Origin of the sequence: Mesobacillus jeotgali (assembly GCF_014856545.2) — a bacterium.
GTDB lineage: Bacteria > Bacillota > Bacilli > Bacillales > Cytobacillaceae > Mesobacillus.
On record NZ_CP109811.1, the window covers coordinates 4133325 to 4157267 of the forward strand.

Sequence of the window (23943 nt, forward strand, 5' to 3'; positions counted from 1 at the left end):
CGATTCTACCTCGTAAAATTACTTCTTAAGGTTATAGAAAGATTTGATTCCGTTGAAGCGAGCTGTTTCGCCAAGCTGGTCTTCGATGCGAAGAAGCTGGTTGTACTTCGCTACGCGGTCTGTACGTGATGGTGCACCAGTCTTGATCTGGCCAGCGTTTGTTGCAACAGCGATGTCAGCGATTGTTGAATCTTCTGTTTCACCAGAGCGGTGAGAGATAACTGCTGTGTAGCCTGCACGCTTCGCCATTTCAATAGCATCGAAAGTTTCTGTCAAAGTACCGATTTGGTTTACTTTGATCAGGATAGAGTTGCCAACGCCTTGCTCGATTCCTTGAGCAAGCTTCTTCGTGTTTGTAACGAACAGGTCGTCACCAACAAGCTGGACTTTGCCGCCAAGGCGCTCAGTCAATAGCTTGTGGCCTTCCCAGTCGTTTTCATCCAAACCGTCTTCGATTGAGATGATTGGGTATTTAGAAGCCATTTCTTCGTACCAGTCTACCATTTCTGCAGAAGTTTTAACTACGCCTTCACCAGAAAGGTGGTACTTGCCGTCTTCTTTGTTGTAGAACTCAGAAGATGCAGCGTCCATAGCCAGCATGATTTGCTCGCCTGGCTTGTAGCCTGCTTTTTCGATAGCTGTTACGATTGTTTGAAGTGCTTCTTCGTTTGATCCAAGGTTTGGAGCGAATCCGCCTTCGTCGCCTACAGCTGTGTTCAAGCCTTTTTCTTTTAAAACTGCCTTCAGGCTGTGGAAGATTTCCGCGCCCATGCGAAGTGCTTCACGGAAGTTTTCAGCGCCAACAGGCATAACCATGAATTCCTGGATGTCCACGTTGTTGTCAGCGTGCTCGCCGCCGTTCACGATGTTCATCATTGGAACTGGAAGCTGCTTGGAGTTGAATCCGCCAAGGTATTGGTATAAAGGAAGGTCAAGGTAGTCTGCAGCAGCGTGTGCAACAGCCATAGAAACGCCAAGGATTGCATTTGCGCCCAGCTTGCCTTTGTTTTCAGTACCATCTAACTCGATTAGCGCCATGTCGATTCCGTTCTGGTCTAGAACGTTGAACTCTTCGCCAACCAAGAATGGAGCGATGATTTCGTTTACGTTTTCAACTGCTTTTAAAACACCTTTGCCAAGGTAGCGGCCTTTGTCGCCGTCACGAAGCTCAACTGCTTCGTATTCGCCAGTTGAAGCACCACTTGGAACTAGCGCGCGTCCGAATGCGCCTGATTCTGTGAAAACTTCTACCTCAACTGTTGGGTTACCGCGGGAATCTAATACTTCACGTGCATATACGTCTGTAATGAATGGCATAGTAATCTCTCCTTATTTTTTAATTAATGATGTTCCTGTCATTTCTGCTGGCTTATCCAGTCCCAGCAATTCTAGCATTGTTGGGGCAAGGTCGCCGAGAATTCCGTCTTCACGAAGCTCTGCGCCTTCCTTCGTAACAATGACAGGCACTGGATTTGTCGTATGGGCTGTCATTGGGTTTCCTTCTAGCGTCACGACTTCGTCCGCGTTTCCGTGGTCAGCAGTGATGATCGCAGTACCGCCTTTTGAAACAATCAGGTCAACGATGCGGCCTAGGCATTCGTCAACTGTTTCAATAGCCTGGATCGTCGGCTCAAGCATGCCTGAGTGTCCAACCATGTCAGGGTTCGCAAAGTTCAATAAAATCGCGTCGAAGTTATCGGCTTCGATTTCCTTGATCAATGCATCTGTTACTTCATTAGCGCTCATTTCCGGCTGCAAGTCATATGTTGCAACCTTTGGCGAGTTGATCAGGATCCGCTGTTCGCCAGGGAATTCCTGCTCACGTCCGCCGCTCATGAAGAACGTTACGTGCGGGTATTTTTCCGTTTCAGCAATACGAAGCTGAGTCATTCCAGCCTGTGAAATCACTTCACCAACCGTGTTATCAAGGTTTGATGGCTCGAACGCCACATAACCGTCAACCGTCTCACTGAAGTGAGTCAAGCAGACAAAGTGAAGGTTCTCAGGATGCCCTTCGCCTCGATCGAATGAACGGAAATCTTTATTTGTAAAAGTATTAGAAATCTGGATTGCGCGGTCAGGACGGAAGTTGTAGAAAATCACAGCATCGTCGTTCTGAACCGTCGCAACCGGTGAACCATCCGGGCGCACAAGCACAGATGGGACAACGAACTCATCAAAGATTCCGTTATTATAGTTATCTTCGATTAATTCCATAGGGTTCGAATACGTAGGTCCGTCGCCGTACACCATTGAACGGTAGGATTTCTCCACGCGTTCCCAGCGCTTATCGCGGTCCATAGAATAGTATCGCCCAGAAATCGTCGCAAATTCACCGACGCCGATTTCGTTCATTTTTTCTAGCGTTTGTTCAATATAACCTGGCGCAGTTTGCGGTCCAACATCACGGCCGTCAAGGAATCCGTGTACATATACCTTTTCAAGACCTTCGCTGGCAGCAAGCTTCAACAAAGCATACATATGCTCAATATGGCTGTGCACGCCGCCGTCAGACAGCAAGCCCATCAAATGAAGGGCAGTACCCTTTTCCTTCGCATGCTTGATCGCTGCAAGGAAGGTTTCATTTTTCTCGAATTCGCCTTCACGAATCGAAATATTCACGCGTGTAAGGCTCTGGTACACGATACGGCCGGCACCGATGTTCAAGTGTCCAACCTCTGAGTTACCCATTTGGCCCTCTGGCAGGCCGACCGCTTCCCCGCTCGCAATTAACTGTGCATGCGGATAGTGGTTCCAGTAGCGGTCAAAATTCGGCTTTTTCGCCTGGGCAACGGCATTTCCCATCCGTTCGCCGCGCAATGCGAATCCGTCCAGAATGATCAAAGCTGTTGGTGATTGTTTACTCATTGGTACCTGCCTCCAATAGCTGCAAGAAGGAATCAGTCTCAAGGCTTGCTCCGCCGACCAATGCGCCGTCGATGTCAGGCTGTGACATGTATTCCTTGATGTTCGCCGGCTTCACGCTGCCGCCATACTGGATGCGGACTGCTTCAGCCACTTCTGGTGAAAATTGCTCTGCAATTACCTTGCGGATGTGCGCGCAAGTTTCGTTCGCATCTTCAGCTGTAGAAGATTTGCCTGTTCCAATCGCCCAGATTGGCTCATAAGCGATGACCGTTTGCTTAACCTGCTCGTCTGTCAGGCCATTTAGACCTGCTTTGATCTGGCCGCCAACAAACTCGTTTGTTTCGCCGTTTTCACGCTGTTCAAGCGTTTCACCGCAGCAAACGATCGGAGTCAGATTGTATTTGAATGCAGACAAAGTCTTTTTATTTACTGAGTCATCTGTTTCATTGAACATTTCACGGCGTTCAGAGTGACCGATGATCACGTATTTCGCGCCGATGTCCTGCAATGCTTTCGGGCTGACTTCACCCGTAAAAGCTCCGCTTTCTTCAAAGTGCATGTTTTGCGCACCAATTTCAACGTCTGAATTCTGTGTAAGCTCGACTAGCTGTCCAAGGAACAAAGCTGGAGCACATACTACAGATTCAACCTTGTCCTTTGAAGGTACAAGTCCGCTTACTTTTTCGATAAAATCCTTTGCTTCAGGCAGCGTTTTATGCATTTTCCAGTTACCTGCAATGATAGGTTTTCGCATGCTGACACTTCCTTTCAAGATTGCTGTTTTTCACAGCGTTGTAATGCTTATTAAAAATTCCCTCTGGATGTTGGGCTTATCACTATGATTGTAGGCTCTGTTAATAAAGGCTGTTGATTTTCGTTCCAGGCGCTTCGCTTTCCGCGGGTGGCTCGGGGAGCCTCCTCGTCGTTTCACTCCTGCGGGGTCTCCCCTGACCCATGCTCCCGCAGGACTTTGAAAGGCTTCCTCGAACCTTCCCACGCACGATGGAAATGCGTTAGCATTTTCGGAGGAGTCTTCGCGCCTTCCACTACAATCAACAGGATACTAAAGAACAACATTGGGCTATAACAGAGCCTTCTTGCAATTGAGCTATTCGTTAACAATGGTCAGGATCCGCACCCTTACATTGCTGCTGTCATAGCTCCTGCTAAATTCAAAACTTACTTATCGTTCAATGCTACTACTCCAGGAAGCTGCTTGCCTTCCATGAATTCTAGGGAAGCTCCGCCTCCTGTGGAGATGTGGCTCATTTTTTCAGCTAGGCCAAATTTTTCTACTGCTGCTGCAGAGTCGCCCCCGCCGATGACTGAGTATGTATCGTTAGCATCGGCTAAAGCTTGTGCAACAGCTTTTGTTCCTTGCGCGAACTTATCGATTTCAAAAACTCCCATTGGTCCGTTCCAGATGACCAATTTAGACTTTTGAATGACATCGCGGTAAGTTTCAGCTGTCTTAGGGCCGATATCTAGAGCTTCCCAATCTGCAGGAATTTCTTCAATCGCTACGACCTTAGAATTCGCATCAGCAGAAAAATCATCGGCAACGATTGCATCTACAGGCATGTAGAAGTTAACGCCTTTTGCCTTTGCTTTTTCCATGAAGCTCTTAGCCAATTCAATTTTATCTTCTTCTAAAAGAGATTTTCCGATTTCGTGGCCCTGTGCTTTTACGAATGTATAAGCAAGTCCGCCGCCGATGATCAGGTTATCTACTTTTTCTAATAGGTTGTCGATTACACCGATCTTATCTTTAACCTTGGCGCCGCCGATGATGGCTGTGAATGGGCGCTCAGGATTTGATAATGCTTTTCCAAGCACATCAAGTTCTTTTTGCATCAAGAAGCCTGATACAGCAGGAATGTACTTGGCAATGCCTTCTGTTGAAGCATGCGCGCGGTGTGCAGCTCCGAATGCATCGTTCACATATACATCTGCAAGCTCTGCAAATGCCTTTGCAAGTTCAGGATCATTTTTCTCTTCGCCAGGATAGAAACGGACATTCTCAAGAAGCAGGACATCGCCTTCGTTCATGCTGTCGATCTCGGATTTTACAGATTCGCCGTATGCTTCATCTGTTTTCTTAACATCCTTGCCAAGCAGCTCAGATAAACGCTTCGCCACTGGAGTCAAACGCAATTCTTCAACAGCCTGCCCTTTTGGACGGCCAAGGTGGCTTGCAAGAAGGACTTTAGCTCCCTGTTCAACCAGGTACTGGATCGTTGGAAGTGCTGCACGGATCCTTGTTTCATCCGTTACCTGCCCATCCTTCATCGGCACGTTGAAATCAACGCGGCAAAAAACTCGTTTTCCTTTTACATCCACATCTTTTACTGTCTTTTTGTTCAAGGCTAGAGACCTCCTTTAAAATAGCGCAAATGCGCGATTAAGCAGAAAAAGAGGAGAGGGAATTACCCCGCTCCCCTTTTCATCCTACTACATTATAGTCAATATTGGATTGGTTATCCAATCTTAGCTTACAGACCTTTTTTAGCGATGAAATCAACTAGGTCAACTACACGGTTAGAGTAACCAGACTCGTTGTCATACCAAGAGATTACTTTTACCATGCTGCCTTCCATAACCATTGTTGAAAGTGCATCGATTGTAGAAGAGTAAGCATTGCCGTTATAGTCGCTTGATACAAGCGGCTCTTCGCTGTAGCCAAGGATGCCTTTAAGTTCGCCTTCAGAAGCTTTCTTGAATGCAGCGTTGATTTCTTCAACTGTTACGTCTTTGTCAAGCTCTGCAACAAGGTCAACTAGTGATACGTTAGGAGTTGGAACGCGCATAGCTCCACCGTTCAATTTACCTTTAAGTTCAGGCAATACTAGAGAAACTGCTTTTGCAGCACCAGTTGTTGTAGGGATGATATTTTCCGCAGCTGCACGTGCACGACGGTAGTCTTTGTGCGGAAGGTCAAGAATTTGCTGGTCATTTGTGTATGAGTGAACAGTTGTCATCATACCACGCTTGATTCCGAAGTTGTCGTTCAACACCTTCGCGAAAGGAGCCAAGCAGTTTGTTGTACAAGATGCATTAGAAATTACATGGTGGTTAGCTGCATCGTACTTGTCATCGTTAACACCCATAACAATTGTGATATCTTCGTCAGAAGCTGGTGCAGAGATGATAACTTTCTTAGCGCCTGCTTCAAGGTGTTTCGCAGCGTCAGCGCGCTTAGTGAAACGTCCAGTTGATTCTACAACTACTTCTACGCCAAGGTCGCCCCAGCCAAGTTGTGCAGGATCTCTTTCAGCTAAAACTTTAACCTTCTGTCCTGCAACTACAAGATAGTCGCCGTCAACTGTTACTTCTTCGTTCAAAGTTCCGTGAACTGTGTCATATTTTAAAAGGTGAGCAAGCATGTTTGCATCAGTTAAATCGTTAACTGCTACTACTTCCACGTTAGGGTTCTTCAATGCTGCGCGGAAAACTACGCGTCCAATTCTTCCAAATCCGTTAATACCAACTTTTACTGCCATGTGTATTTCCTCCTTTGATTCCTATAAAGATGTTGTTTATATTAAGGTGTTACCCTTGTAACAATGTTTTAGCGGCGCCCTCATCCGTGATCAGGATCGTTGAGGAAGGTGCCTGCTTCATATAGGCTCTGATCGCCTTTGCCTTTGATTCTCCGCCGGCAACAGCAATGACATCCCCTACATTTTTGAGATCGTCCATTTGGAGACCGATCGTCAGCACTTTGTGGACGATTTCCCCGGCTTCGTTGAAATAGTAGCCGAAAGCCTCGCCAACTGCATTTCCATTGAGAATCTTATGTAGATCCTCCGGGCTGGTATTGCGACGTTCCGCCATTGTAATAGCGTCTCCAATACCATGTAAAACCATGCTTGCTGATTTAACTAAATTCCAAACCTCATAAATCAGCGGTTCTTTGATGAAGGACTTATATACCTCAGTGCTGACCTGATCGGGTACGTAGAATACCCGGTGCCGCGAATTCGTGTTATCGGCCATGATGGCGCAAATTGTGTTTGCCTGATTCTTGACGTCTTCACCAATCCCGCCTCTTGCCGGCACAAACAGCAGGTCCTTCTCGCCGAAGTCGGGTGTCAACATATCCGCAACAGCCGCCATTGTCGATCCCCCGGTCACAGCAATTATATTTTTGCTTTGAAGAAGATCCTTCATGCAATTGGCTGTAGCGCGCCCCAGCTCACTTTTCACCCAAGGCGACCGGTCGCTGTCCCCCGGGACAACAATCACTTTCCGGATGCCCATGCGCTCCTGAAGCTGACGCTCTAATGTGTTTATACCCATAATGTCCCGCATTACTCTTTCAAGACTTTCCAGTATATCTTTTCCCTCTTGAGTCAGTGTCATTCCTTGACCTGACATCAAGATCAGATTCTGGTCCTTCAAAAACTCCACCTCAGAACGCAAAACCCGTTCGGTCAAGTTCAGGCTGACTGATAGGTTTCTCCTGCCAACTGGCTGCATCACGTTTATGTACTGGAGGATGAGGTATCGTTTTTGCATAACTTGCAATAAATCGGGCAATATTCTTTTTTGAATATCAATGAGCGAAAAGTCCATGTTGATATTCTCCTTTTCCAGCGTTGGACTCTAAATGTCCCGCTAAGACATATTATGTCCCACTCGCGGTAAAAAAAATCACCCCTGCTACAGACTTCATTCTAACAGGAGTGAAAACCTTAATCAACTTATAAACTCAAGGTTTTTTCGTGAAAACGCTTCACTTATGAACATTTTGTTAATGATGCCGTATTGGAGCTCTTCACCGTCCAATTCGATCACCGGAATCATGATTCCGTACTTTTCGACGAGCTCGTCATCAAGGTCGATATTAATTTCTTCTATTGTAAAATTCCATTGCTGTTGTAAGTCTTCGAGAATCTCCCTGGCGTTCTCGCACAGATGGCAGCGCGGGCGGGAGTATAGTTTGACTGTTTTTTGCATGTTTGTCTCCTTTTCTAACTGATCAGACCTCTTAATCAAACCGCTTCCTTTTTGACGATGATGGTATCCCCAACTGGTCGCGGTATTTTGCGACAGTTCGCCTGGAGACGACCATGCCTTCATTCTCTTCCAACATCTCTACTAGTTTTTGATCTGATATAGGCTTCTTTTTATCTTCCTCTTTAATATACTGCTCGATTGCCGCTTTTACATTTTGCGAGGAAGCCTGGTCGTTTTCTGTGGTAGCGATGGCGCTTGTAAAAAATGATTTCAATTCGTATGTGCCGGCTGGTGTCTGCATGTATTTTTCGCGGACGGTGCGACTTACCGTTGATTCGTGGATTTCGAGCTCATCGGCTACTTCCCTCATTGTCATTGGCTTCAGGTGTGCAGGACCTTTTAAAAAGAAATCATGCTGTTTTTCGATGATTTTCATCGAGACCTTCAACAGCGTTTCCTTCCTTTGTTCAAGGCTGCGCCTGATCCATTGGTAATCCCCCTGCTTTTCCTGGAGGAATTTATTGACTTCAGGATCTCCGTGCGCAGACAGCTGCCGGAAGTATCCATCGTTAAAAGAAACTTTCGGGATCAATTTATCAAACACACTTACAGAGAGTTCGCTGCCTTCTTGTTTGACCACTACATCGGGAACGATATAGGCAAGTTTTTCACGCTGAAATGCAGCACCTGGTCTCGGATTGAGCTTTTGTATCTCGTCATGGACTTTCTGGATATCCCTTGTTTCGACCCCAAGCATCTTCGCCAGTGCCTTCCACTTCTTCTCCGCAAAAAGAAGAAAGTGATCACGGATGATCGTGAGTGCCAGCTCGTTTTCCGGTGTCCGCTTTTGTCTCATTATTTGCAGCAACAGACACTCCTGCAGATCCTTAGCTGCAATTCCAGCAGGATCGAGTGACTGAAGCTTGAAGAAAGCAGAGTCAACAAGCTCTTCCTCCACGCTGAACATTTTAATAAGGTTTTCTTTTTCGAGATTCAAGTAACCGTTTTCATCTATGTTTTCAATTAATTCATGTAAAATCAGTTTTTCCTCAGGACTAGCTTTTAGCAAGTTTAATTGTGATAGCAGATAGTCTTCGAGCGTATCAGTTGCTCCGCCGCCGATCTGCTCAATTAGATTTTTCTGGTCCCGTTCGAATGTCTTCTTTCTCGTTTTTCGAGTGCTGTCCATACTGGCATCAAAATTCGAGATATTTTTAAAGTCTACTTGCATCAGGGGGTTTTCCATTGATTTAGCTTCAAGAAAGGCCGCAAGCTCCTGTGCTGAATATTGCAAGAGCGCGATTGCCTGGGTCAGCTCTTGGGTCATCGCCAATTTTAATGTCTGCTTTTGCCATAAACCAGCTTTCAAATCCATCCAAATCACCCCTGCACTCATTTTACATGATAAACAGGCATTGGTGTATGGAAAGAATTTGGCATTGGCCGGAAAAAGACACAGCCAATCCTGAAAAAAGGTAACTGGAAAAATTATTCTCTTAAAGATAGGCGTTAATTGCACCGTCAGCGGTTAGAATTGCGCTATCAAACATGATAATTGCACCAAACTTGTCCAGAATTGCACCGACATCATAAATAATTGCACCGTGTTCCAAATTCAGGAAAAAAAGAACATAAAAAAGGCTTTCGCAGAGATCGGACAAAACTTGGACAGTTTTATCGGATTACTCACAAAAGCCATTTGAATTACGTATTTACGCCCTCGGCAGGAATCGAACCCACATCTCAAGAACCGGAATCTTACGTGCTATCCGTTGCACCACGAGGGCATGTTTAAAGTTGGCGTTACGCTTACCTATTATAGGGTAAGTTTACTTGCTTTGCAAGGAAGTTTTTTTGGAAGCTCAGCCATTGCTATTGTTTAAAAAACACAATCTTGGGTAAGATGGATACGGTACAGTAATTTGGAATATACATTAATGTCGAACAGTTTTTGCTGCTATTGCAAGCGATTCGTTTGACCTTTATTGACCATGCGTGTATCATGAAACTACATAGGTGCTCTGGCAAACGAACCAGTTTATGCCAGTCTGCAATCTGCCTCTTCAAGGGCAGTCATCTGCTTTATAAAGACCCTTTTATAATAGCAGTGAAATGATCTTTACGTTAAAGGAGGAAAACAAACATGAACTTGATTCCTACAGTTATTGAACAAACGAATCGGGGCGAAAGGGCATATGACATTTATTCCCGCCTTTTAAAGGATCGCATCATTATGCTTGGAAGCGGGATTGACGACAATGTTGCCAATTCAATCGTTGCCCAGCTGCTTTTCCTGGAAGCTGAAAATCCGGAAAAGGACATCTCCATCTACATCAATAGCCCGGGCGGCAGCATCACTGCCGGCATGGCAATCTACGATACTATGCAGTTCATTAGGCCAGATGTGCAAACAATCTGTATCGGTATGGCTGCTTCAATGGGTGCGTTCCTTCTTGCTGCTGGTACAAAAGGCAAGCGTTATGCCCTTCCAAACGCTGAAGTCATGATTCACCAGCCACTGGGCGGTGCTCAGGGACAGGCGACAGAAATCGAAATCGCTGCTAAGCGCATTCTTTTCCTCCGTGAAAAGTTGAATACCATCCTTTCTGAGCGCACTGGCCAGCCGCTTGAAGTCATCGCGAAAGATACTGACCGTGACAACTTCATGACTGCTGAGCGCGCGAAGGAATATGGTCTTGTTGACCAGATCATCACTCGCAACGTTCTTGAAGAAAAGAAGGATAAATAATCACAATGAAAAACTCGCCCCTATACGGGAGCGAGTTTTTTGCTTTCAGAGAATTAGTTTTCTTTCTGGATATATTCAGCCAGCTTTTCCACTGCTTCCTCTTCATCATTGCCTTCGGCGATCAGGTTAACGGATGCGCCTGCGCTGACAGCAAGACTCATCAATCCCATGATACTCTTCGCATTTACCTTTTTCCCATCCTTCTCAAGAAAAATATCAGATGAGAATCTGTTGGCTTCCTGCACGAATAATGCTGCAGGGCGAGCCTGTAAACCAGTTTTCAATTTTACTTCCACCTGTTTTTCCACCATTGCATTTTCCTCCTCTAGCCCTCTATTTATTTATAATTTGCCCGGCACGCAGTTTATCCGCTATTTCATCGATCTTTCTCAGCCGGTGATTGATTCCTGATTTGCTGATTGTTCCCCCACTTACCATCTCGCCCAGCTCTTTAAGGGTGACATCCTGGTAGTCGACTCGGAGCTGAGCGATTTCCCTCAGTTTATCCGGTAAAATTTGCAGTCCGACGGTCTCCCGTATGTAACGGATATTCTCTACCTGTCTTAGTGCAGCACCAATTGTTTTATTCAAGTTAGCTGTTTCACAATTCACGAGACGATTAACCGAGTTTCTCATGTCGCGGACAATCCGGATATCCTCGAATCGCAGCAGCGCATTATGGGCGCCAACGATGTTAAGGAACTCAGTGATTTTTTCCGCTTCCTTTAAATAAGTGATGAAGCCCTTTTTCCGCTCTAGCGTTTTGCTGTTCAGCCCGAATGTATTCATCAGCTCACATAATGAATCATTATGTTCCTGGTACATTGAGGCAATTTCCAAATGATAGGAAGATGTCTCTGGATTGTTTACAGAGCCTCCGGCAAGGAAAGCGCCTCTTAAATAAGAACGCTTACAACATTTCTTTTTCACTAGTTCAGGCGAAATGTCATGGATTATTTCAAATCCTTCTCCTATAATCTTTAAATCCTCCAGAATTTCCCTGGCTGATTCCTTAAGGCGGACAATATAAACATTATTCTTTTTCAGCCGCATCTTTTTTCGCACCAGAAGCTCTACCTGAACCTGATAACTTTTCTTGATCAAGGTATAGATGCGCCTGGCAATCGCGGCATTTTCCGTCTGTATGTCTACGATGAGTTTGCGATTTGAGAAGGAAAGGGAACCATTCATCCGGATTAAAGCGGACAGTTCCGCGTCTGCGCAGCAGCCCTTTACGTCAATATTCGTAAGTTCCTTTTTTGTTTCCGAAGCGAACGACACCTTCTCACCCCCCTGGTTACACAGCGCTGTCAAAAGCGCAGCAGCTGATTTTTTATTTTTGCTGAGTGGCCGATAATACCCCGATCACCCGTTCCTAAAAGAGAGACAAACGCTTGCATCCTATATTTACGCGTTATATCTCTTTTTGGTTTCATCTATTATCATAGAATATAAAATTTCTGAAACTTTTTTTGTGTCATGCCTGATGACATTGCCGTCGAGCTCTGCGATTTCATCCTGTACGACTTCAATTCCCAGAGACATTAGCCGGTCAAGGTCAAAATGGACAGGCTGGGCAAGCTCTTCCTTATAGCGGAGCTCAACATCCGGCGGGATTGTCTCACTGTTCACAAGGATTGTATCAATAAACGCACAGTCCATGTGATCATAGATGGCCTTTATATGGTCACTGGCAGCAAAGTCATGAGTCTCTCCTGCCTGGGTCATCAGGTTGCAAATATATACCTTGCGCGCCTTCGCTTTGCACACTTCCTTGCCAAGTCTCTTTACGAGCAGATTCGGCAGGATGCTTGTATACAAACTCCCAGGTCCGATTACAATTAAGTCAGCTTCCCTGATTGCCTGGAGCGTTTCAGGCAAAGGCTTTACGCCTTCCGGATTCAAAAAGACCCTTTTGATCCTTTTTCCAGAGTAAGGAATCTTGGACTCTCCTCTGACAATGCTGTCATCCTCCATCACCGCATTGAGCATGACACTCCTGTTTGCTGCCGGCAGCACTTTCCCGCGTACATTCAGAACCTTGCTCATTTCCTGGATTGCGTGGACAAAATTGCCGGTGATCGACGTCATCGCCGCCAGGATCAAGTTGCCGAGTGAATGACCGGCCAATTCATTAGCTGTATTGAAGCGGTGCTGGAACATCTCTTCAATCAATGGTTCCACATCTGAAAGCGCTGCAAGGACATTCCTGATATCACCGGGCGGAGGAATATGCATATCCTCCCGCAATCGGCCGGAACTGCCGCCATCATCAGCAACCGTGACAATCGCAGTAATATCGACGGGGTGCTTTTTCAAACCCCTCAGCAGGATTGGGAGTCCGGTTCCACCACCGATGATGACGATTCTTGGCAATCCATCATTCATCATTTTAAAAGTCCCTGCCTTTTATCGATATCACGATGAGTTACACGAGTATGATAGTCCTTTTCAAAAAACTTGGCGATATGTTCTGCCAGTGCAACGGAACGATGCTGGCCGCCTGTGCAGCCGATGGCGATGATGAGCTGCGCCTTTCCTTCTCGCTTATAGTGTGGGAGCATAAAACCAAGCAAATCCGTCACTTTTTCCAGGAACTTGGAAGTCTCATTCCATTTTAAAACATATGTCGACACGTCTTCATCAAGACCAGTTTTCGGTCGCATATGCTCGATATAATGCGGATTCGGCAAAAAGCGGACGTCAAAAACAAGGTCTGCATCAATCGGTATTCCATGCTTGAATCCAAAGGACATGACATTCACCGTGAAAATTGTCTTCTTGTTGACCGAGAACTCCTCAAGGATTTTTTCGCGGAGGTCCTTCGGCTTCATGCCCGTTGTTTTATAAATAAGCTGCGCTCTGCCCTTCAACTCCTCCAAAAGCTCACGTTCAAGCTGGATGCCTTCGAGCGGCAGTCCTGACGGAGCAAGCGGGTGCGAACGTCTGGTTTCCTTATAGCGGCGCACAAGAGTGGAATCATCCGCGTCAAGGAACAATACCTGCGGTGTCACCCATGAAGTTTCAGCCAGTTCATCCAGCGCTTTAAATAGAGAGTCGAAGAATTCGCGTCCCCGTAAATCCATGACGAGTGCCACTTTATTCATTTTTGTGCCAGATTCCTTCATTAATTCCAGGAATTTCGGCAGCAATGTCGGCGGCAGGTTATCAACGCAGAAAAAGCCTAAGTCTTCGAAGCTCTGAATGGCAACAGTCTTACCTGCGCCAGACATACCTGTTATAATCACGAGCTGGGTATCAGTGCTTGAACCGGTACTCATTTCTCTTTCCCCCTGCAAATTATTTATGTTATCAATTTGGATCGAGCCTGTAGTTGATCAGCTCAAATTCCGGTGTATAAGTAAAAGTGCCATAGATAATTCCTTGTCCATGGACCATGTATTCCAGGATATGATAATCTCCCGCAGCCATTGGCAGGTCTTTGATGCCGTCAAGCTCATGCCAGGAAATCGTTCCTTCCTCGGATTCATCGAGATTGATGCCATCTGCCTCAGTCGCGTAAAACGTGAACATCATCCATTCCGAGACGACTTGATCATCTTCCTTGATGACAAATGTAAAAATCCCTTTGATTTGCGGATTGCGAAGATAAATCCCTGTCTCTTCACGGAATTCCCGGACACATGAATCCTTCACGGTTTCTCCTGGTTCCATTTTTCCGCCTGGAGCCACCCACCAATTTCGGCGCGGCTTTTGCAGCAGTAAAATTTTTTCATCTTTTACTAAAACACAATTCGTCACTCGCTGCATCAAATCCACCTCTTTATATGTGCTTGCGTAAGAGCAAGTTAGGCACTTTAAAAGTATTCCTGATCAATGCTGTTTTTCTCACTGTTTTTAAATTAAAAAGCTCCAATACGAAAAAAACAGACCTGTAGTTTAGCCGAACTTTTATTCTTTCCATTATACTATTTTTAGTTTTTCGCCACAATGAATACAAAGATGATATTTTTGTTAAGTATTAAGCAGGTTCAGCGAATCGGAGTTTTAACTTTTTTATGGTGTTATAATCCTTTACAAAAGCCTGTTTCACTTTTTCGCAAAAAAAAAGAGCACAGGATAACCTGTGCCGTCAAAGGATTATATTTTTAAAAGGGGGTCAATTTCTACTCCTATAATACCCCATGATTGTTTCACTACTGTTACAGTAGAATTAATAAATAATTACGTTTTGTTAATTTATGCCGAGACATGCTGTTTTTACCATTAGATTGGAAAAGCGTTTAAAGAACCCGCTGAATCAATCCAGCGGGTTTGGCATTTACATTATGCGTTTGCTTTCAATTCTTCGATCAATTCTTCGACAAAATGTTGTGCGTTTTGCGCCGCGATACTGCCGTCGCCAGTCGCTGTAACGATTTGGCGAAGTGTTTTTTCACGGATGTCGCCAGCTGCGAAGATGCCAGGCACTTTCGTTTCCATCTGCTCATTCGTTTCGATATAGCCATTGCTGTTCGTAATGCCAAGGCCTTCAAATGGCTTTGTCAATGGAACCATTCCGATGTAGATGAACACACCATCTGCTGCGAACTCCTGCTCAGCTCCGTCCTGTGTTGAAACAAGAGTCACGCTGCCGACTTTGCCATCCTTGTCGTTGATTTGCTTAACAGTATGATTCCAAATGAAATCAATTTTGTCATTGGCAAAAGCGCGATCCTGAAGGATTTTTTGCGCACGAAGCTCATCACGGCGGTGAACGATTGTCACTTTTGACGCGAAGCGAGTCAAGTAAACGCCCTCTTCTACCGCTGAGTCTCCGCCGCCGACAACAACAAGTTCTTTGCCCTTGAAGAATGCGCCGTCACAAACCGCACAGTAAGAAACTCCGCGGCCGCCTAGCTCCTGCTCGCCAGGAATGCCAAGCTTTTTGTACTCCGCACCTGCCGAAATGATGATGGAGCGTGCTTTGTATTCCTTGTTGCCAGCCTTGATTGTTTTATATTCCTTGCCGTCGATGACTTCTTTTACATCACCGTAAGCATATTCAGCACCGAACTTTTTCGCGTGGTCGAACATTTTCGTGGAAAGCTCAGGTCCGAGAATGTGGTCAAAGCCCGGGTAGTTTTCAACTTCTTCTGTATTGGCCATTTGTCCGCCCGGCACGCCGCGCTCGAGCATCAATGTCGACAAGTTCGCACGTGAAGTATAAACAGCAGCCGTCATTCCAGCCGGACCGGCTCCGATGATAATGACGTCGTAAATTTTCTCTTCTGACATGGTGTACAACTCCTTTGAATATCATAATCCGTTAAATTTCGGTTTCATACTATAATTAGTATTTCCTGCCTAAACATATCCTATAAAACAAGCGGCGCATAGTCCAAAAATATGCTTAAGTTCACGGAATTGACATATAGTTTCACAATACCCTCATTTGTATATTTTAAAAAGGCTCTTTTCTCAAACTTTCTTGCTTTTGAATACAAAATAAAGTTAAATGACGCAAAATTGACTCCTTTGTAAGAAAAGAGAATGCAAACTTATTACCGACCTGCAAAATGGCCTTATAATACGTTAAAATCGGCGTTAGGATTTTAACAACACTCTTTACGAAAACAGCCTTTAAAAACGAGAAAAGGGTAAACCTTGTCTCGATTGCTCGGACTTAGCTTACCCTCTTAAATGCTGTCTTCTTCATGAAGAAACTCGTTTGCCAAATTTATATATTTGGACAGAGTTGATACGGACAATCCGTATTTTTTCGCTACTGTCGCTTTTGAAGTCTTGATATTTCTCAGCTTATCCCAGAGATAATCAACCGCTGCGGCCCATGCTTTTTTGTTCTTGAAGTCATAGCCAGCTTCTGATGCCTGCTCGAATACCGAGAACCACATGATGTATACCCCAGCTTCATTTTTTCCGATCGGCTGGTGGTGGTCATAAAGGAGCTTTGCCGTTTCGTGCGCGCCCTTTACTTCATCTTCCTTGCTGCTCAATTTGCCGGATGCCACAAATGCAAGATATGATTTTTCCATTTCGGTCATTTTATCCGTTGACGTCTCCGCTGCGAGAATCTCCTTCTTTTTAGCGGATAGTGATGTAAGGAATAGCGCAAAAAGCCGTTCCTCCGGATAATCACTGTTCAGCTGGTTCAGGATCGCCGAAACCTGCGTTTCGAACTTTACGCCCGGCTTGTCAGCCCAAGGCTCCATTCCCTCTTTTTCAGGACTGAACTCGAGCACCTTTTTCCAGGCAGACACTGCTGTATTTTCCCTGCCGGTAAAATAGGAAGCATGCGACAGCCAGTAATAGAAAGCACCGTCGCCTTCAAAACCTGTTTTTTGCAGCTTTTTCAGCCAACGGTAAGCCAGTTCGTACTCGCCGACCAGCGCAAATGTGGCGCCAAGCTTGAACTGGTGTTCAATGTGGATCGGATGTATTTTTTCCAGGGAATCCTTAAGATCCTGGCCTTCCTTCTCATGTCCCTGGTAATGCGCAAACACAAGCGCATTGCACAATGCATGCAGGTTGCCAGGGTTCCGCTCAAGCACATCATTCAGGATGTCACGTGCCTTGGTTGTCTCGCCAAGGTAAAAATATGCCAGCGCCAGATTATTGTATGCTGACCAGTATTCAGGATACTCCTCGATGACCTCCTGGAAGATCTCGATCGCCTTTGGAAACTCGCCGGATTCCAGATGATTGCGGGCTTCCTCCTGCTTGACGATCAGGTCATCTTCTTCATAATAATCCTCATCCATCTCTTCCGCTTCCATCGTAAGAAGCTCAAGCAGATCATTCGTATCTTCCGCAAACTCGCCGTCTTCATTCAATTCCAAATAAAGATTAGCATGCCTGAACGCATCACGGAACAAACCCATATGAGCGTAGTTATTCGCTAAGAAATAATGGCACTCGGCCATGTTTTCATCAAGTTCTTCGAGGACCAAGTGCAATAGGCGGTTAGACTGCTGGTATTCACCAAGCTCCGACTGTACGATCGCCAACTGGCAAACGATCATCGGCTCGCCAGGCTCAAGATGCATCGCGCGCTGGAAATACTTCTCAGCCTTTTTAAGGTCCCGCCTGTGGAAAGCTTTGATCCCTTTGGTGAAATAATACTCACCAGTAGGAACGAATGACAGCAATTGGCCTTTTTGCTTCATTGCTTTAGAGTCTTTTCCCATGTGATCCTCCATTTGTATTTTAGTAAAACTATATCCTTTGAACCTTTGAATTGTATAAGAATACACAAACAGTGTTATATCGAAGCAACTTTAACTAATGTAGTATAACATACGGACAGAGTGTTCGAGAAGGTGTGGATTTGAATTTGTGGTTTTGGGATATATCCAGTTGGTGGAAAAAGTCTGGTGTGTTGGCGGTTGGTCGAATTATTGTGAAAAGTGGTCGATATAATTAAAAATCCGCCGATATATCGCAAAATGTGGTCGATATAATTAAAAATCCGCCGATATATTGAAAAATGTGGTCGATATATTTCACTAATCGTGAATCTGTACGGTAAAAGAAGGTATTTTCGGTGATGCAGTCGAATATTACAGTACTAATATTAAGGAGTGATAGCATTTGATTGGGAAAACAAGAGAATACCCTAAAGAGATCATGATTTTAGAAGCAATAGTAAGACGTTTTCCTCCTGATGACTTCAAAAAAGCAGAATTCGAGAAGAAACTTTACCGAAAACGGGCAGGCTACAAAGGAGAAAAGACACTGGATTACTTTTTAGAACAAGTTGACCACTCTGAGATGGTAATTTTGCACGATTTGAGAATTCCGATCAACAGTACTCACTTCCAAATCGACACCCTCATTATTACCCCTTATTTTCTCCTCATCATTGATTCCAAAAATTACGCAGGAACACTCATTTTCCTTCCAGAATTCAATCAATTGATCAGAATTCAAAACGATATAGAAGAAGTTTTTCCCGACCCGATACTCCAGGCTAAAATCCAGGCATCCCAGTTAAAAGCTTTTCTCAAAAAATTTCATATTACACCGCCACCAACTGAATATCTAGTTGCAATTAGCAATACACAGGCCCTCATTAAAAATCCAACCAATGACAAGGAAGTCAGTTATAGAGTCTTCAGGTCATCGAATGTCGCTTTCAAAATCCCGCCAATTTACAAAAAACATCCCCAGTCACTTCTTTCCAAAAATGACATGAAGAAGATAGCCAGACTTTTAATTAAGGCGCATGAACCGTTGGTACCAGACCCGAAGTCTATGAACCTTCCGATTGAGAAAATGGTTAAGGGTGTGCAGTGTGCTTCCTGCGAGACATTCGGTATGGACTACCATCAGGGGAAATGGACGTGTAAAAGCTGCGGTCAAAAATCTTTGGATGCCCATATTCAAGCCTTGAGAGATTATTTCCTTATTTACGGACCTTCTATTACAAACAAACAATTCCGGGATTATCTAAAATTAAATTCTTCATCTACCTCAAAAAGACTCTTGTCTTCCATGGATTTGGTGTTTTCCGGCACAAATAAAGGGAGGATCTACTCTCCGGGAAAAAGCTTCTTTGATTAAAAGCTATTTTGGCAGCCTAAATGCAAATAAAACCCAGCGCAATCTATTCTCCTGCGCTGGGCTTCTTTCTTTTATTCAATACTACTAGTACTTCTTTTAGCGGCAGTTTCTGTTCCTGCAGCAAGACCATCAGGTGGTAGAGCAGGTCGGCAGCTTCCCACTTCAACTCTTCGGGATCGCGGTTTTTGGCGGCGATGATGACTTCCGATGCTTCTTCACCGACTTTTTTCAAGATCTTGTCGACGCCTTTTTCAAATAGATAGGTGGTGTAGGCGCCTTCCGGCATGTCCTGTTCGCGCTGGCGGATCGTACTTTCCAGCTCGAGCATGACGGCAAAATCGCCCAGTGAAGCGAGCTGGCCATCGGATCGCTCCAGCGTGCTTTCCGGTGAATCACCATCATCGGAACGCTCCAGAAGGTTTTCAGAGAAACAGCTGACTGCACCTGTATGGCATGCCGGCCCTGCTGGTTCGACGAGGACCACAAGGGCGTCCCCGTCACAGTCGTATTTAATCTCGACTATTCTCTGGGTGTTGCCGCTTGTTGTGCCTTTATGCCAGAGCTCCTGGCGGGAACGGCTGTAAAACCAGGTTTCCCGTGTTTGAAGCGACTTGCCAAGGGATTCTTCATTCATATAGGCAACAGTCAGGACTTCACGTGTCGTTGCATCCTGGACGACTGCGGGAATCAGGCCATTAGCATCAAACTTTAATTCTTCAATTTTCATCGTACGGTCACTCCTTTTTCTCGGAGATAGGATTTTACTTCTTTTACAGAGGTTTCGCGGTAGTGGAAGATCGATGCAGCCAGTGCGGCATCTGCTTTCCCTTCGGTAAAAGCATCAGCAAAATGGTCGGCGTTTCCGGCACCGCCAGAGGCAATCACCGGGACCGTCACCGCTTCGCTCACAGCACGGGTCAACGCCAGGTCAAAGCCTTTCTTTTCGCCATCACTGTCCATGCTTGTCAGTAGAATTTCCCCTGCTCCAAGGCGGACAGCCTCTTTTGCCCAGTCAATCACTTCCCAATCTGTCGGCTTCCGCCCGCCATGGGTATAGACACGCCATGATCCGAGCTCAGGGTCGTACTTTGCATCGATGGCGACGACAATGCACTGGGCGCCAAAGAAATCAGAGCCTTCAGCGATTAATATCGGATTGTTGACAGCTGCGGTGTTCAAGGATACTTTATCTGCACCTGAACGAAGCATCCTCTTCATATCCTCAAGTGTGTTAATGCCCCCTCCGACTGTGAACGGGATGGCCAGTTCTGACGCTACTTCCCTGACCACCTCGACCATTGTCTTCCTTCCTTCAACGGAAGCTGATATATCAAGAAAAACGAGCTCATCGGCTCCTTTCTCATCGTAGAAACGCGCCAGCTCGACAGGGTCGCCGGCATCGCGGAGCTGCACAAATTGCACTCCTTTTACGACGCGGCCGTCTTTTACATCTAGGCAGGGAATGATCCGTTTGCTTAGCATCAGGACTCCCCCGCTTCCAACGCAGATTTCACCGAGAACCGGCCTTCATAAATGGCTTTGCCGACGATTGCACCGCTGACACCATCTTCACGCAACTGTCGAAGGGCTGCCAAATCATCAAGCGAGCTGACCCCTCCTGAAGCGATGACACTTTTGCCCGTTTCCAAAGCAAGCTGGCGGGTTGCCGCGACATTTGGCCCTGTTAGTGTACCGTCCGTGGCAATGTCGGTAAAAATGAATGTCTCCGCTCCGGCATCGGCGAATCTTTTGCCAAGCTCGACAGCACTTACCTCGGAAGTGTTCAGCCAGCCATGTGTCGCGACGAAGCCATTTTTCGCGTCAAGGCCAATCGCAATTTTCGCGCCATATTTCCTGACCATTTCCTCAGCGAACTCCGGATTGGAAACGGCAATGCTGCCAATGATGACTCGGGTGACGCCATTATCAAGATAGTGGTTGATATCATCTTCACTTCGGATGCCGCCGCCAATCTGGATGTTCACGCCAAGCTCCTTTGCAGCCTGGATGACAAATTTGTCATTGACCCGCTTGCCGTCCCTTGCGCCATCGAGGTCGACCATATGAATCCACTCTGCCCCTTCATCAGCGAATTTCTTCGCCATTTCAAAAGGGGAATCTCCATAAACAGTTTCCTTGTCATAATCACCTTGCAGCAGCCGGACACATTTTCCGCCGCGCATGTCGATCGCCGGGTAGATTGTGAATTTCATTAGTTTGTCTTCCTTTCTGTTGCAAGGTTGGCAAAATTCCGGAGCAGTGCCATTCCCATATCGCTGCTTTTTTCCGGATGGAATTGCATCCCGAAGATATTGTTCCTGCAAACGATGGCCGGCACTTCAACATCATAATAATCGCCGACTGCCACCAGGACTCCCGGCTCGTTCGTTTTTACATAATAGGAATGGACAAAGTAAACATAATCTTCTTTAAGTGATGCCACCAATGGCGATTCACCTGTAAAACGAAGCTTGTTCCAGCCCATATGCGGAACTTTATAGTTTTCCCCTACAGCCGTCTGGCCGGTAAACCGCTCCACTTTTCCAGGCAGCAGGTTCAAGCCCTTCGTCAGGCCATTTTCCGTGCTTTCTTCGAACAACAGCTGCATGCCCAGGCAGATTCCGAGCACAGGCTTGCCGGTAGCGGCGAAAGCGTGGATCATTTCCGTCAAACCGGTACGGTTCAATACTTCCATTGCATCACGGAATGAACCGACGCCTGGGACAAGCAGTGCATCTGCTTCCATCAAATTGCCCTTATATTGTGAGATAAAGTATGGTGCATCCAGCCGTTCGAGCGCTTTGCTTACGCTGAACAGATTGCCCATGCCGTAATCGACGATGCCAATCATGAGTTAACTTCCTTCCTGTACAGATTGCGTGTTTTCTTTCACACCACGGAGGTCACTGCCTCATCCTTCGCTTCAAGTTCAAGGATTTTTCTTGGCATGCTTCTAGTTCCTTAAAGCATACCCTTCGATGAAGGAACGCCTTTAACCCGCGGATCGATGGTCGTCGCTTCATCTAGCGCACGGCCAAGAGCTTTAAATACTGCTTCGATCATGTGGTGAGTATTTTTTCCGTAATGGACGATGACATGCAGGTTCATTCTTGCCTCGAGCGCCAGTTTCCACAGGAATTCGTGCACTAGCTCGACATCGAAGGTGCCAACCTGCTGGGCAGGGAATTCTGCGCGCATTTCGAGGTGCGGGCGGTTGCTGAGATCGATGACTACCTGCGCCAGGGCTTCATCCATTGGGACAAAAGCGTTTCCGTAGCGTTTGATTCCTTTTTTATCGCCGAGTGCATCGCGAAGCGCCTGTCCGATGCAGATGCCGATATCTTCGGTTGTATGATGTCCATCCACCTCAACATCACCCTTCGCATCAACTTTCAAGTCAAACTGGCCATGCTTTGCGAATAAATCGAGCATATGGGAAAGAAAAGGCACACCAGTTTCCAGTTCCGTTTTCCCCTCACCATCGATGCTAAAATCAAGATCTATCTTTGTTTCATTCGTATATCGATTCACCGTTGCGGTGCGTTCCATGAGCGTTCCCTCCATCATAACTATTTTAGTCTTGCCTCCACGGCCCGGGCGTGGGCTTCCAGGCCTTCAAGCCTGGCGAACTGAGCAATCTTTGCACCATTGTCATTCATTGCTTTTTCGCTGTAAAGGATGATGCTTGATTTCTTTTGGAAATCCTCGACACTCAACGGGCTTGAAAAACGCGCTGTCCCATTCGTAGGCAGGACATGGTTCGGTCCGGCAAAATAATCACCTACAGGCTCTGAGCTGTATCTCCCAAGGAAAATCGCGCCAGCGTGCTTTATTTTCCCCAAAAGCTCCATCGGATTGTCCGTGACGATTTCCAGATGCTCTGGTGCAAGCTGGTTGATGGCGCTGACTGCTTCTTCCATATCAGCGGCCACATAAATTGCCCCGAAGTTTTCGATAGCCTGTGTGGCGATCTCTTTTCTCGGCAGTTGCGAAAGCTGCTTATACACTTCATTTTGTACGTCTTCAGCTAGAGTACGCGATGTTGTCACTAAAACCGCACATGCCCGAGGATCATGCTCGGCCTGGGAAAGCAAATCGGCCGCAATTTCATTGGCCCGCGCTGTTTCATCAGCCAGGATGCCAATTTCGCTTGGTCCGGCGATCATGTCAATCGCGACGTCTCCGAAAACCTCACGCTTGGCGAGGGCGACATAGATGTTTCCTGGCCCTGTGATTTTATCGACCGGCTTGATCGATTCAGTGCCGTATGCCAGTGCAGCAATCGCCTGTGCTCCACCGACTTTATAGATTTCTTTTACCCCGGCAATATCTGCGGCAACGAGCACGCCTGCTGGAAGCTTTCCGTCCTGTCCTGGCGGTGATACCATCACGATCCGCTCAACACCGGCGGTTTTTGCCGGAATGACATTCATTAAGACCGATGAAGGATAAGCGGCTGTCCCGCCAGGCACATACACACCGACAGAATCAAGCGGTGTCACCTTCTGGCCAAGCATCGTGCCATTTTCTTCTGTCGTCATCCAAGAAGGGCGCAGCTGTTTTTCATGGTATTTACGTATATTGTCAGCTGCCTCTGTGATGATGTCCACGAGCTCGCTGCTGATCGTTTTATAAGCATCTGAGATTTCCTCATCCGTCACCAGGAAATCATTGAGCGCCACTCTATCAAATTTTTCGGTAAAAGTCCTGAGCGCCTGATCACCTGAAGCGCGGACTTCCGCGATTATATTCTGTACGGCTTTTCGCTGCTCTTCCGTTCCGCCATCAACGGTTCGTTTGAGTGACAGACTTCCATCTATCTGTAAAATTTCCATGGGAGAATC

At 46.1% G+C, this 23943-nt stretch carries 23 protein-coding genes and 1 tRNA gene; 2 read left to right on the forward strand and 22 right to left on the reverse strand.

Going from position 1 to position 23943, the window contains the following annotated elements; translation table 11 throughout:
* Nucleotides 1-18: 18 nt before the first annotated feature.
* From eno to FOF60_RS21260, 9 genes are all read right to left on the reverse strand, one after another.
* Entirely contained in the window at nucleotides 19-1317 is a 1299-nt protein-coding gene (eno, locus tag FOF60_RS21220; RefSeq protein WP_192470060.1) for a phosphopyruvate hydratase, read from the reverse strand.
* 12 nt (nucleotides 1318-1329) lie between these two features.
* Nucleotides 1330-2868 (reverse strand): 2,3-bisphosphoglycerate-independent phosphoglycerate mutase, encoded by a 1539-nt coding sequence (gene gpmI / locus FOF60_RS21225; protein WP_192470059.1) that lies wholly within the window; start codon nucleotides 2866-2868, stop codon nucleotides 1330-1332.
* The gene (tpiA, locus tag FOF60_RS21230) at nucleotides 2861-3622 is read right to left on the reverse strand and encodes a triose-phosphate isomerase (protein ID WP_192470058.1); all 762 of its coding nucleotides are present in this window, start codon (nucleotides 3620-3622) and stop codon (nucleotides 2861-2863) included. The genes gpmI and tpiA overlap by 8 nt, the downstream gene beginning before the upstream one ends.
* Before the next feature lie 425 nt (nucleotides 3623-4047).
* The gene (locus FOF60_RS21235) at nucleotides 4048-5232 is read right to left on the reverse strand and encodes a phosphoglycerate kinase (protein WP_192470057.1); all 1185 of its coding nucleotides are present in this window, start codon (nucleotides 5230-5232) and stop codon (nucleotides 4048-4050) included.
* A 128-nt stretch (nucleotides 5233-5360) separates the two neighbouring features.
* The gene (gene gap, locus FOF60_RS21240) at nucleotides 5361-6368 is read right to left on the reverse strand and encodes a type I glyceraldehyde-3-phosphate dehydrogenase (protein WP_192470056.1); all 1008 of its coding nucleotides are present in this window, start codon (nucleotides 6366-6368) and stop codon (nucleotides 5361-5363) included.
* A gap of 49 nt (nucleotides 6369-6417) precedes the next feature.
* Nucleotides 6418-7443, reverse strand: coding sequence for a sugar-binding transcriptional regulator (locus tag FOF60_RS21245; protein ID WP_192470055.1), 1026 nt, complete (start codon nucleotides 7441-7443; stop codon nucleotides 6418-6420).
* Between the two features lie 123 nt (nucleotides 7444-7566).
* Nucleotides 7567-7827: a glutaredoxin family protein gene (locus FOF60_RS21250; RefSeq protein ID WP_192470054.1), complete on the reverse strand. Its 261-nt coding sequence runs from the start codon at nucleotides 7825-7827 to the stop codon at nucleotides 7567-7569.
* A 31-nt stretch (nucleotides 7828-7858) separates the two neighbouring features.
* Nucleotides 7859-9202 carry an RNA polymerase factor sigma-54 gene (rpoN, locus tag FOF60_RS21255; protein WP_192470053.1) on the reverse strand — a complete coding sequence of 448 codons (1344 nt, stop codon included), beginning with the start codon at nucleotides 9200-9202 and terminating at the stop codon, nucleotides 7859-7861.
* A 340-nt stretch (nucleotides 9203-9542) separates the two neighbouring features.
* Nucleotides 9543-9614: transfer RNA gene (locus FOF60_RS21260), tRNA-Arg, on the reverse strand.
* Between the two features lie 356 nt (nucleotides 9615-9970).
* On the opposite strand from FOF60_RS21260, the gene clpP reads away from it, so the two are divergent.
* Nucleotides 9971-10576, forward strand: coding sequence for an ATP-dependent Clp endopeptidase proteolytic subunit ClpP (gene clpP, locus FOF60_RS21265; RefSeq protein ID WP_192470052.1), 606 nt, complete (start codon nucleotides 9971-9973; stop codon nucleotides 10574-10576).
* A gap of 53 nt (nucleotides 10577-10629) precedes the next feature.
* Here the strand turns inward: clpP and FOF60_RS21270 are convergent, their stop codons facing one another.
* From FOF60_RS21270 to FOF60_RS21300, 7 genes are all read right to left on the reverse strand, one after another.
* Entirely contained in the window at nucleotides 10630-10887 is a 258-nt protein-coding gene (locus tag FOF60_RS21270; RefSeq protein ID WP_041967465.1) for an HPr family phosphocarrier protein, read from the reverse strand.
* 22 nt (nucleotides 10888-10909) lie between these two features.
* Complete coding sequence (whiA, locus tag FOF60_RS21275; protein WP_192470051.1) at nucleotides 10910-11857, reverse strand: DNA-binding protein WhiA; 948 nt, start codon at nucleotides 11855-11857, stop codon at nucleotides 10910-10912.
* Between the two features lie 126 nt (nucleotides 11858-11983).
* A complete protein-coding gene (locus FOF60_RS21280; RefSeq protein WP_192470050.1) occupies nucleotides 11984-12967 on the reverse strand; it encodes a gluconeogenesis factor YvcK family protein in 984 nt (327 codons plus the stop codon).
* Complete coding sequence (rapZ, locus tag FOF60_RS21285) at nucleotides 12964-13857, reverse strand: RNase adapter RapZ (RefSeq protein ID WP_192470049.1); 894 nt, start codon at nucleotides 13855-13857, stop codon at nucleotides 12964-12966. The genes FOF60_RS21280 and rapZ overlap by 4 nt, the downstream gene beginning before the upstream one ends.
* A 31-nt stretch (nucleotides 13858-13888) precedes the next feature.
* Nucleotides 13889-14347 (reverse strand): NUDIX hydrolase, encoded by a 459-nt coding sequence (locus tag FOF60_RS21290; protein WP_192470048.1) that lies wholly within the window; start codon nucleotides 14345-14347, stop codon nucleotides 13889-13891.
* 516 nt (nucleotides 14348-14863) lie between these two features.
* Nucleotides 14864-15814: a thioredoxin-disulfide reductase gene (trxB, locus tag FOF60_RS21295; RefSeq protein WP_192470047.1), complete on the reverse strand. Its 951-nt coding sequence runs from the start codon at nucleotides 15812-15814 to the stop codon at nucleotides 14864-14866.
* A 401-nt stretch (nucleotides 15815-16215) separates the two neighbouring features.
* On the reverse strand, nucleotides 16216-17724 hold the full coding sequence (locus FOF60_RS21300) for a tetratricopeptide repeat protein (protein WP_192470046.1): 1509 nt from the start codon (nucleotides 17722-17724) through the stop codon (nucleotides 16216-16218).
* Nucleotides 17725-18127: 403 nt separating this feature from the next.
* Between FOF60_RS21300 and FOF60_RS21305 the strand changes: the two genes are divergently transcribed.
* The gene (locus FOF60_RS21305) at nucleotides 18128-19099 is read left to right on the forward strand and encodes an NERD domain-containing protein (RefSeq protein WP_192470045.1); all 972 of its coding nucleotides are present in this window, start codon (nucleotides 18128-18130) and stop codon (nucleotides 19097-19099) included.
* A gap of 43 nt (nucleotides 19100-19142) precedes the next feature.
* Here FOF60_RS21305 and hisIE read toward each other — a convergent pair whose 3' ends face one another.
* The 6 genes from hisIE to hisD form a co-directional block, all read right to left on the reverse strand.
* A complete protein-coding gene (hisIE, locus tag FOF60_RS21310; protein ID WP_192470044.1) occupies nucleotides 19143-19826 on the reverse strand; it encodes a bifunctional phosphoribosyl-AMP cyclohydrolase/phosphoribosyl-ATP diphosphatase HisIE in 684 nt (227 codons plus the stop codon).
* Entirely contained in the window at nucleotides 19823-20581 is a 759-nt protein-coding gene (hisF, locus tag FOF60_RS21315; protein ID WP_192470043.1) for an imidazole glycerol phosphate synthase subunit HisF, read from the reverse strand. Before hisF ends, hisIE begins: the two co-directional genes overlap by 4 nt.
* Nucleotides 20581-21312 (reverse strand): 1-(5-phosphoribosyl)-5-[(5-phosphoribosylamino)methylideneamino]imidazole-4-carboxamide isomerase, encoded by a 732-nt coding sequence (hisA, locus tag FOF60_RS21320; RefSeq protein WP_192470042.1) that lies wholly within the window; start codon nucleotides 21310-21312, stop codon nucleotides 20581-20583. The genes hisF and hisA overlap by 1 nt, the downstream gene beginning before the upstream one ends.
* On the reverse strand, nucleotides 21312-21950 hold the full coding sequence (gene hisH / locus FOF60_RS21325) for an imidazole glycerol phosphate synthase subunit HisH (RefSeq protein ID WP_192470041.1): 639 nt from the start codon (nucleotides 21948-21950) through the stop codon (nucleotides 21312-21314). The genes hisA and hisH overlap by 1 nt, the downstream gene beginning before the upstream one ends.
* 110 nt (nucleotides 21951-22060) lie before the next feature.
* A complete protein-coding gene (hisB, locus tag FOF60_RS21330) occupies nucleotides 22061-22648 on the reverse strand; it encodes an imidazoleglycerol-phosphate dehydratase HisB (protein ID WP_192470040.1) in 588 nt (195 codons plus the stop codon).
* A gap of 20 nt (nucleotides 22649-22668) precedes the next feature.
* Nucleotides 22669-23934 carry a histidinol dehydrogenase gene (gene hisD, locus FOF60_RS21335; protein WP_192470039.1) on the reverse strand — a complete coding sequence of 422 codons (1266 nt, stop codon included), beginning with the start codon at nucleotides 23932-23934 and terminating at the stop codon, nucleotides 22669-22671.
* Nucleotides 23935-23943: the final 9 nt, after the last annotated feature.

Bases quoted from the DNA above. Each gene is read 5' to 3' on its own strand.
- eno (WP_192470060.1), bottom strand. From the start codon at position 1,317: ATGCCATTCATTACAGACGTATATGCACGTGAAGTATTAGATTCCCGC.
- gpmI (WP_192470059.1), bottom strand. From the start codon at position 2,868: ATGAGTAAACAATCACCAACAGCTTTGATCATTCTGGACGGATTCGCA.
- tpiA (WP_192470058.1), bottom strand. From the start codon at position 3,622: ATGCGAAAACCTATCATTGCAGGTAACTGGAAAATGCATAAAACGCTG.
- gap (WP_192470056.1), bottom strand. From the start codon at position 6,368: ATGGCAGTAAAAGTTGGTATTAACGGATTTGGAAGAATTGGACGCGTA.
- FOF60_RS21245 (WP_192470055.1), bottom strand. From the start codon at position 7,443: ATGGACTTTTCGCTCATTGATATTCAAAAAAGAATATTGCCCGATTTA.
- FOF60_RS21250 (WP_192470054.1), bottom strand. From the start codon at position 7,827: ATGCAAAAAACAGTCAAACTATACTCCCGCCCGCGCTGCCATCTGTGC.
- rpoN (WP_192470053.1), bottom strand. From the start codon at position 9,202: ATGGATTTGAAAGCTGGTTTATGGCAAAAGCAGACATTAAAATTGGCG.
- clpP (WP_192470052.1), top strand. From the start codon at position 9,971: ATGAACTTGATTCCTACAGTTATTGAACAAACGAATCGGGGCGAAAGG.
- FOF60_RS21270 (WP_041967465.1), bottom strand. From the start codon at position 10,887: ATGGTGGAAAAACAGGTGGAAGTAAAATTGAAAACTGGTTTACAGGCT.
- FOF60_RS21280 (WP_192470050.1), bottom strand. From the start codon at position 12,967: ATGATGAATGATGGATTGCCAAGAATCGTCATCATCGGTGGTGGAACC.
- rapZ (WP_192470049.1), bottom strand. From the start codon at position 13,857: ATGAGTACCGGTTCAAGCACTGATACCCAGCTCGTGATTATAACAGGT.
- FOF60_RS21290 (WP_192470048.1), bottom strand. From the start codon at position 14,347: ATGCAGCGAGTGACGAATTGTGTTTTAGTAAAAGATGAAAAAATTTTA.
- trxB (WP_192470047.1), bottom strand. From the start codon at position 15,814: ATGTCAGAAGAGAAAATTTACGACGTCATTATCATCGGAGCCGGTCCG.
- FOF60_RS21300 (WP_192470046.1), bottom strand. From the start codon at position 17,724: ATGGGAAAAGACTCTAAAGCAATGAAGCAAAAAGGCCAATTGCTGTCA.
- hisIE (WP_192470044.1), bottom strand. From the start codon at position 19,826: ATGAAAATTGAAGAATTAAAGTTTGATGCTAATGGCCTGATTCCCGCA.
- hisF (WP_192470043.1), bottom strand. From the start codon at position 20,581: ATGCTAAGCAAACGGATCATTCCCTGCCTAGATGTAAAAGACGGCCGC.
- hisA (WP_192470042.1), bottom strand. From the start codon at position 21,312: ATGAAATTCACAATCTACCCGGCGATCGACATGCGCGGCGGAAAATGT.
- hisH (WP_192470041.1), bottom strand. From the start codon at position 21,950: ATGATTGGCATCGTCGATTACGGCATGGGCAATCTGTTCAGCGTAAGC.
- hisB (WP_192470040.1), bottom strand. From the start codon at position 22,648: ATGGAACGCACCGCAACGGTGAATCGATATACGAATGAAACAAAGATA.
- hisD (WP_192470039.1), bottom strand. From the start codon at position 23,934: ATGGAAATTTTACAGATAGATGGAAGTCTGTCACTCAAACGAACCGTT.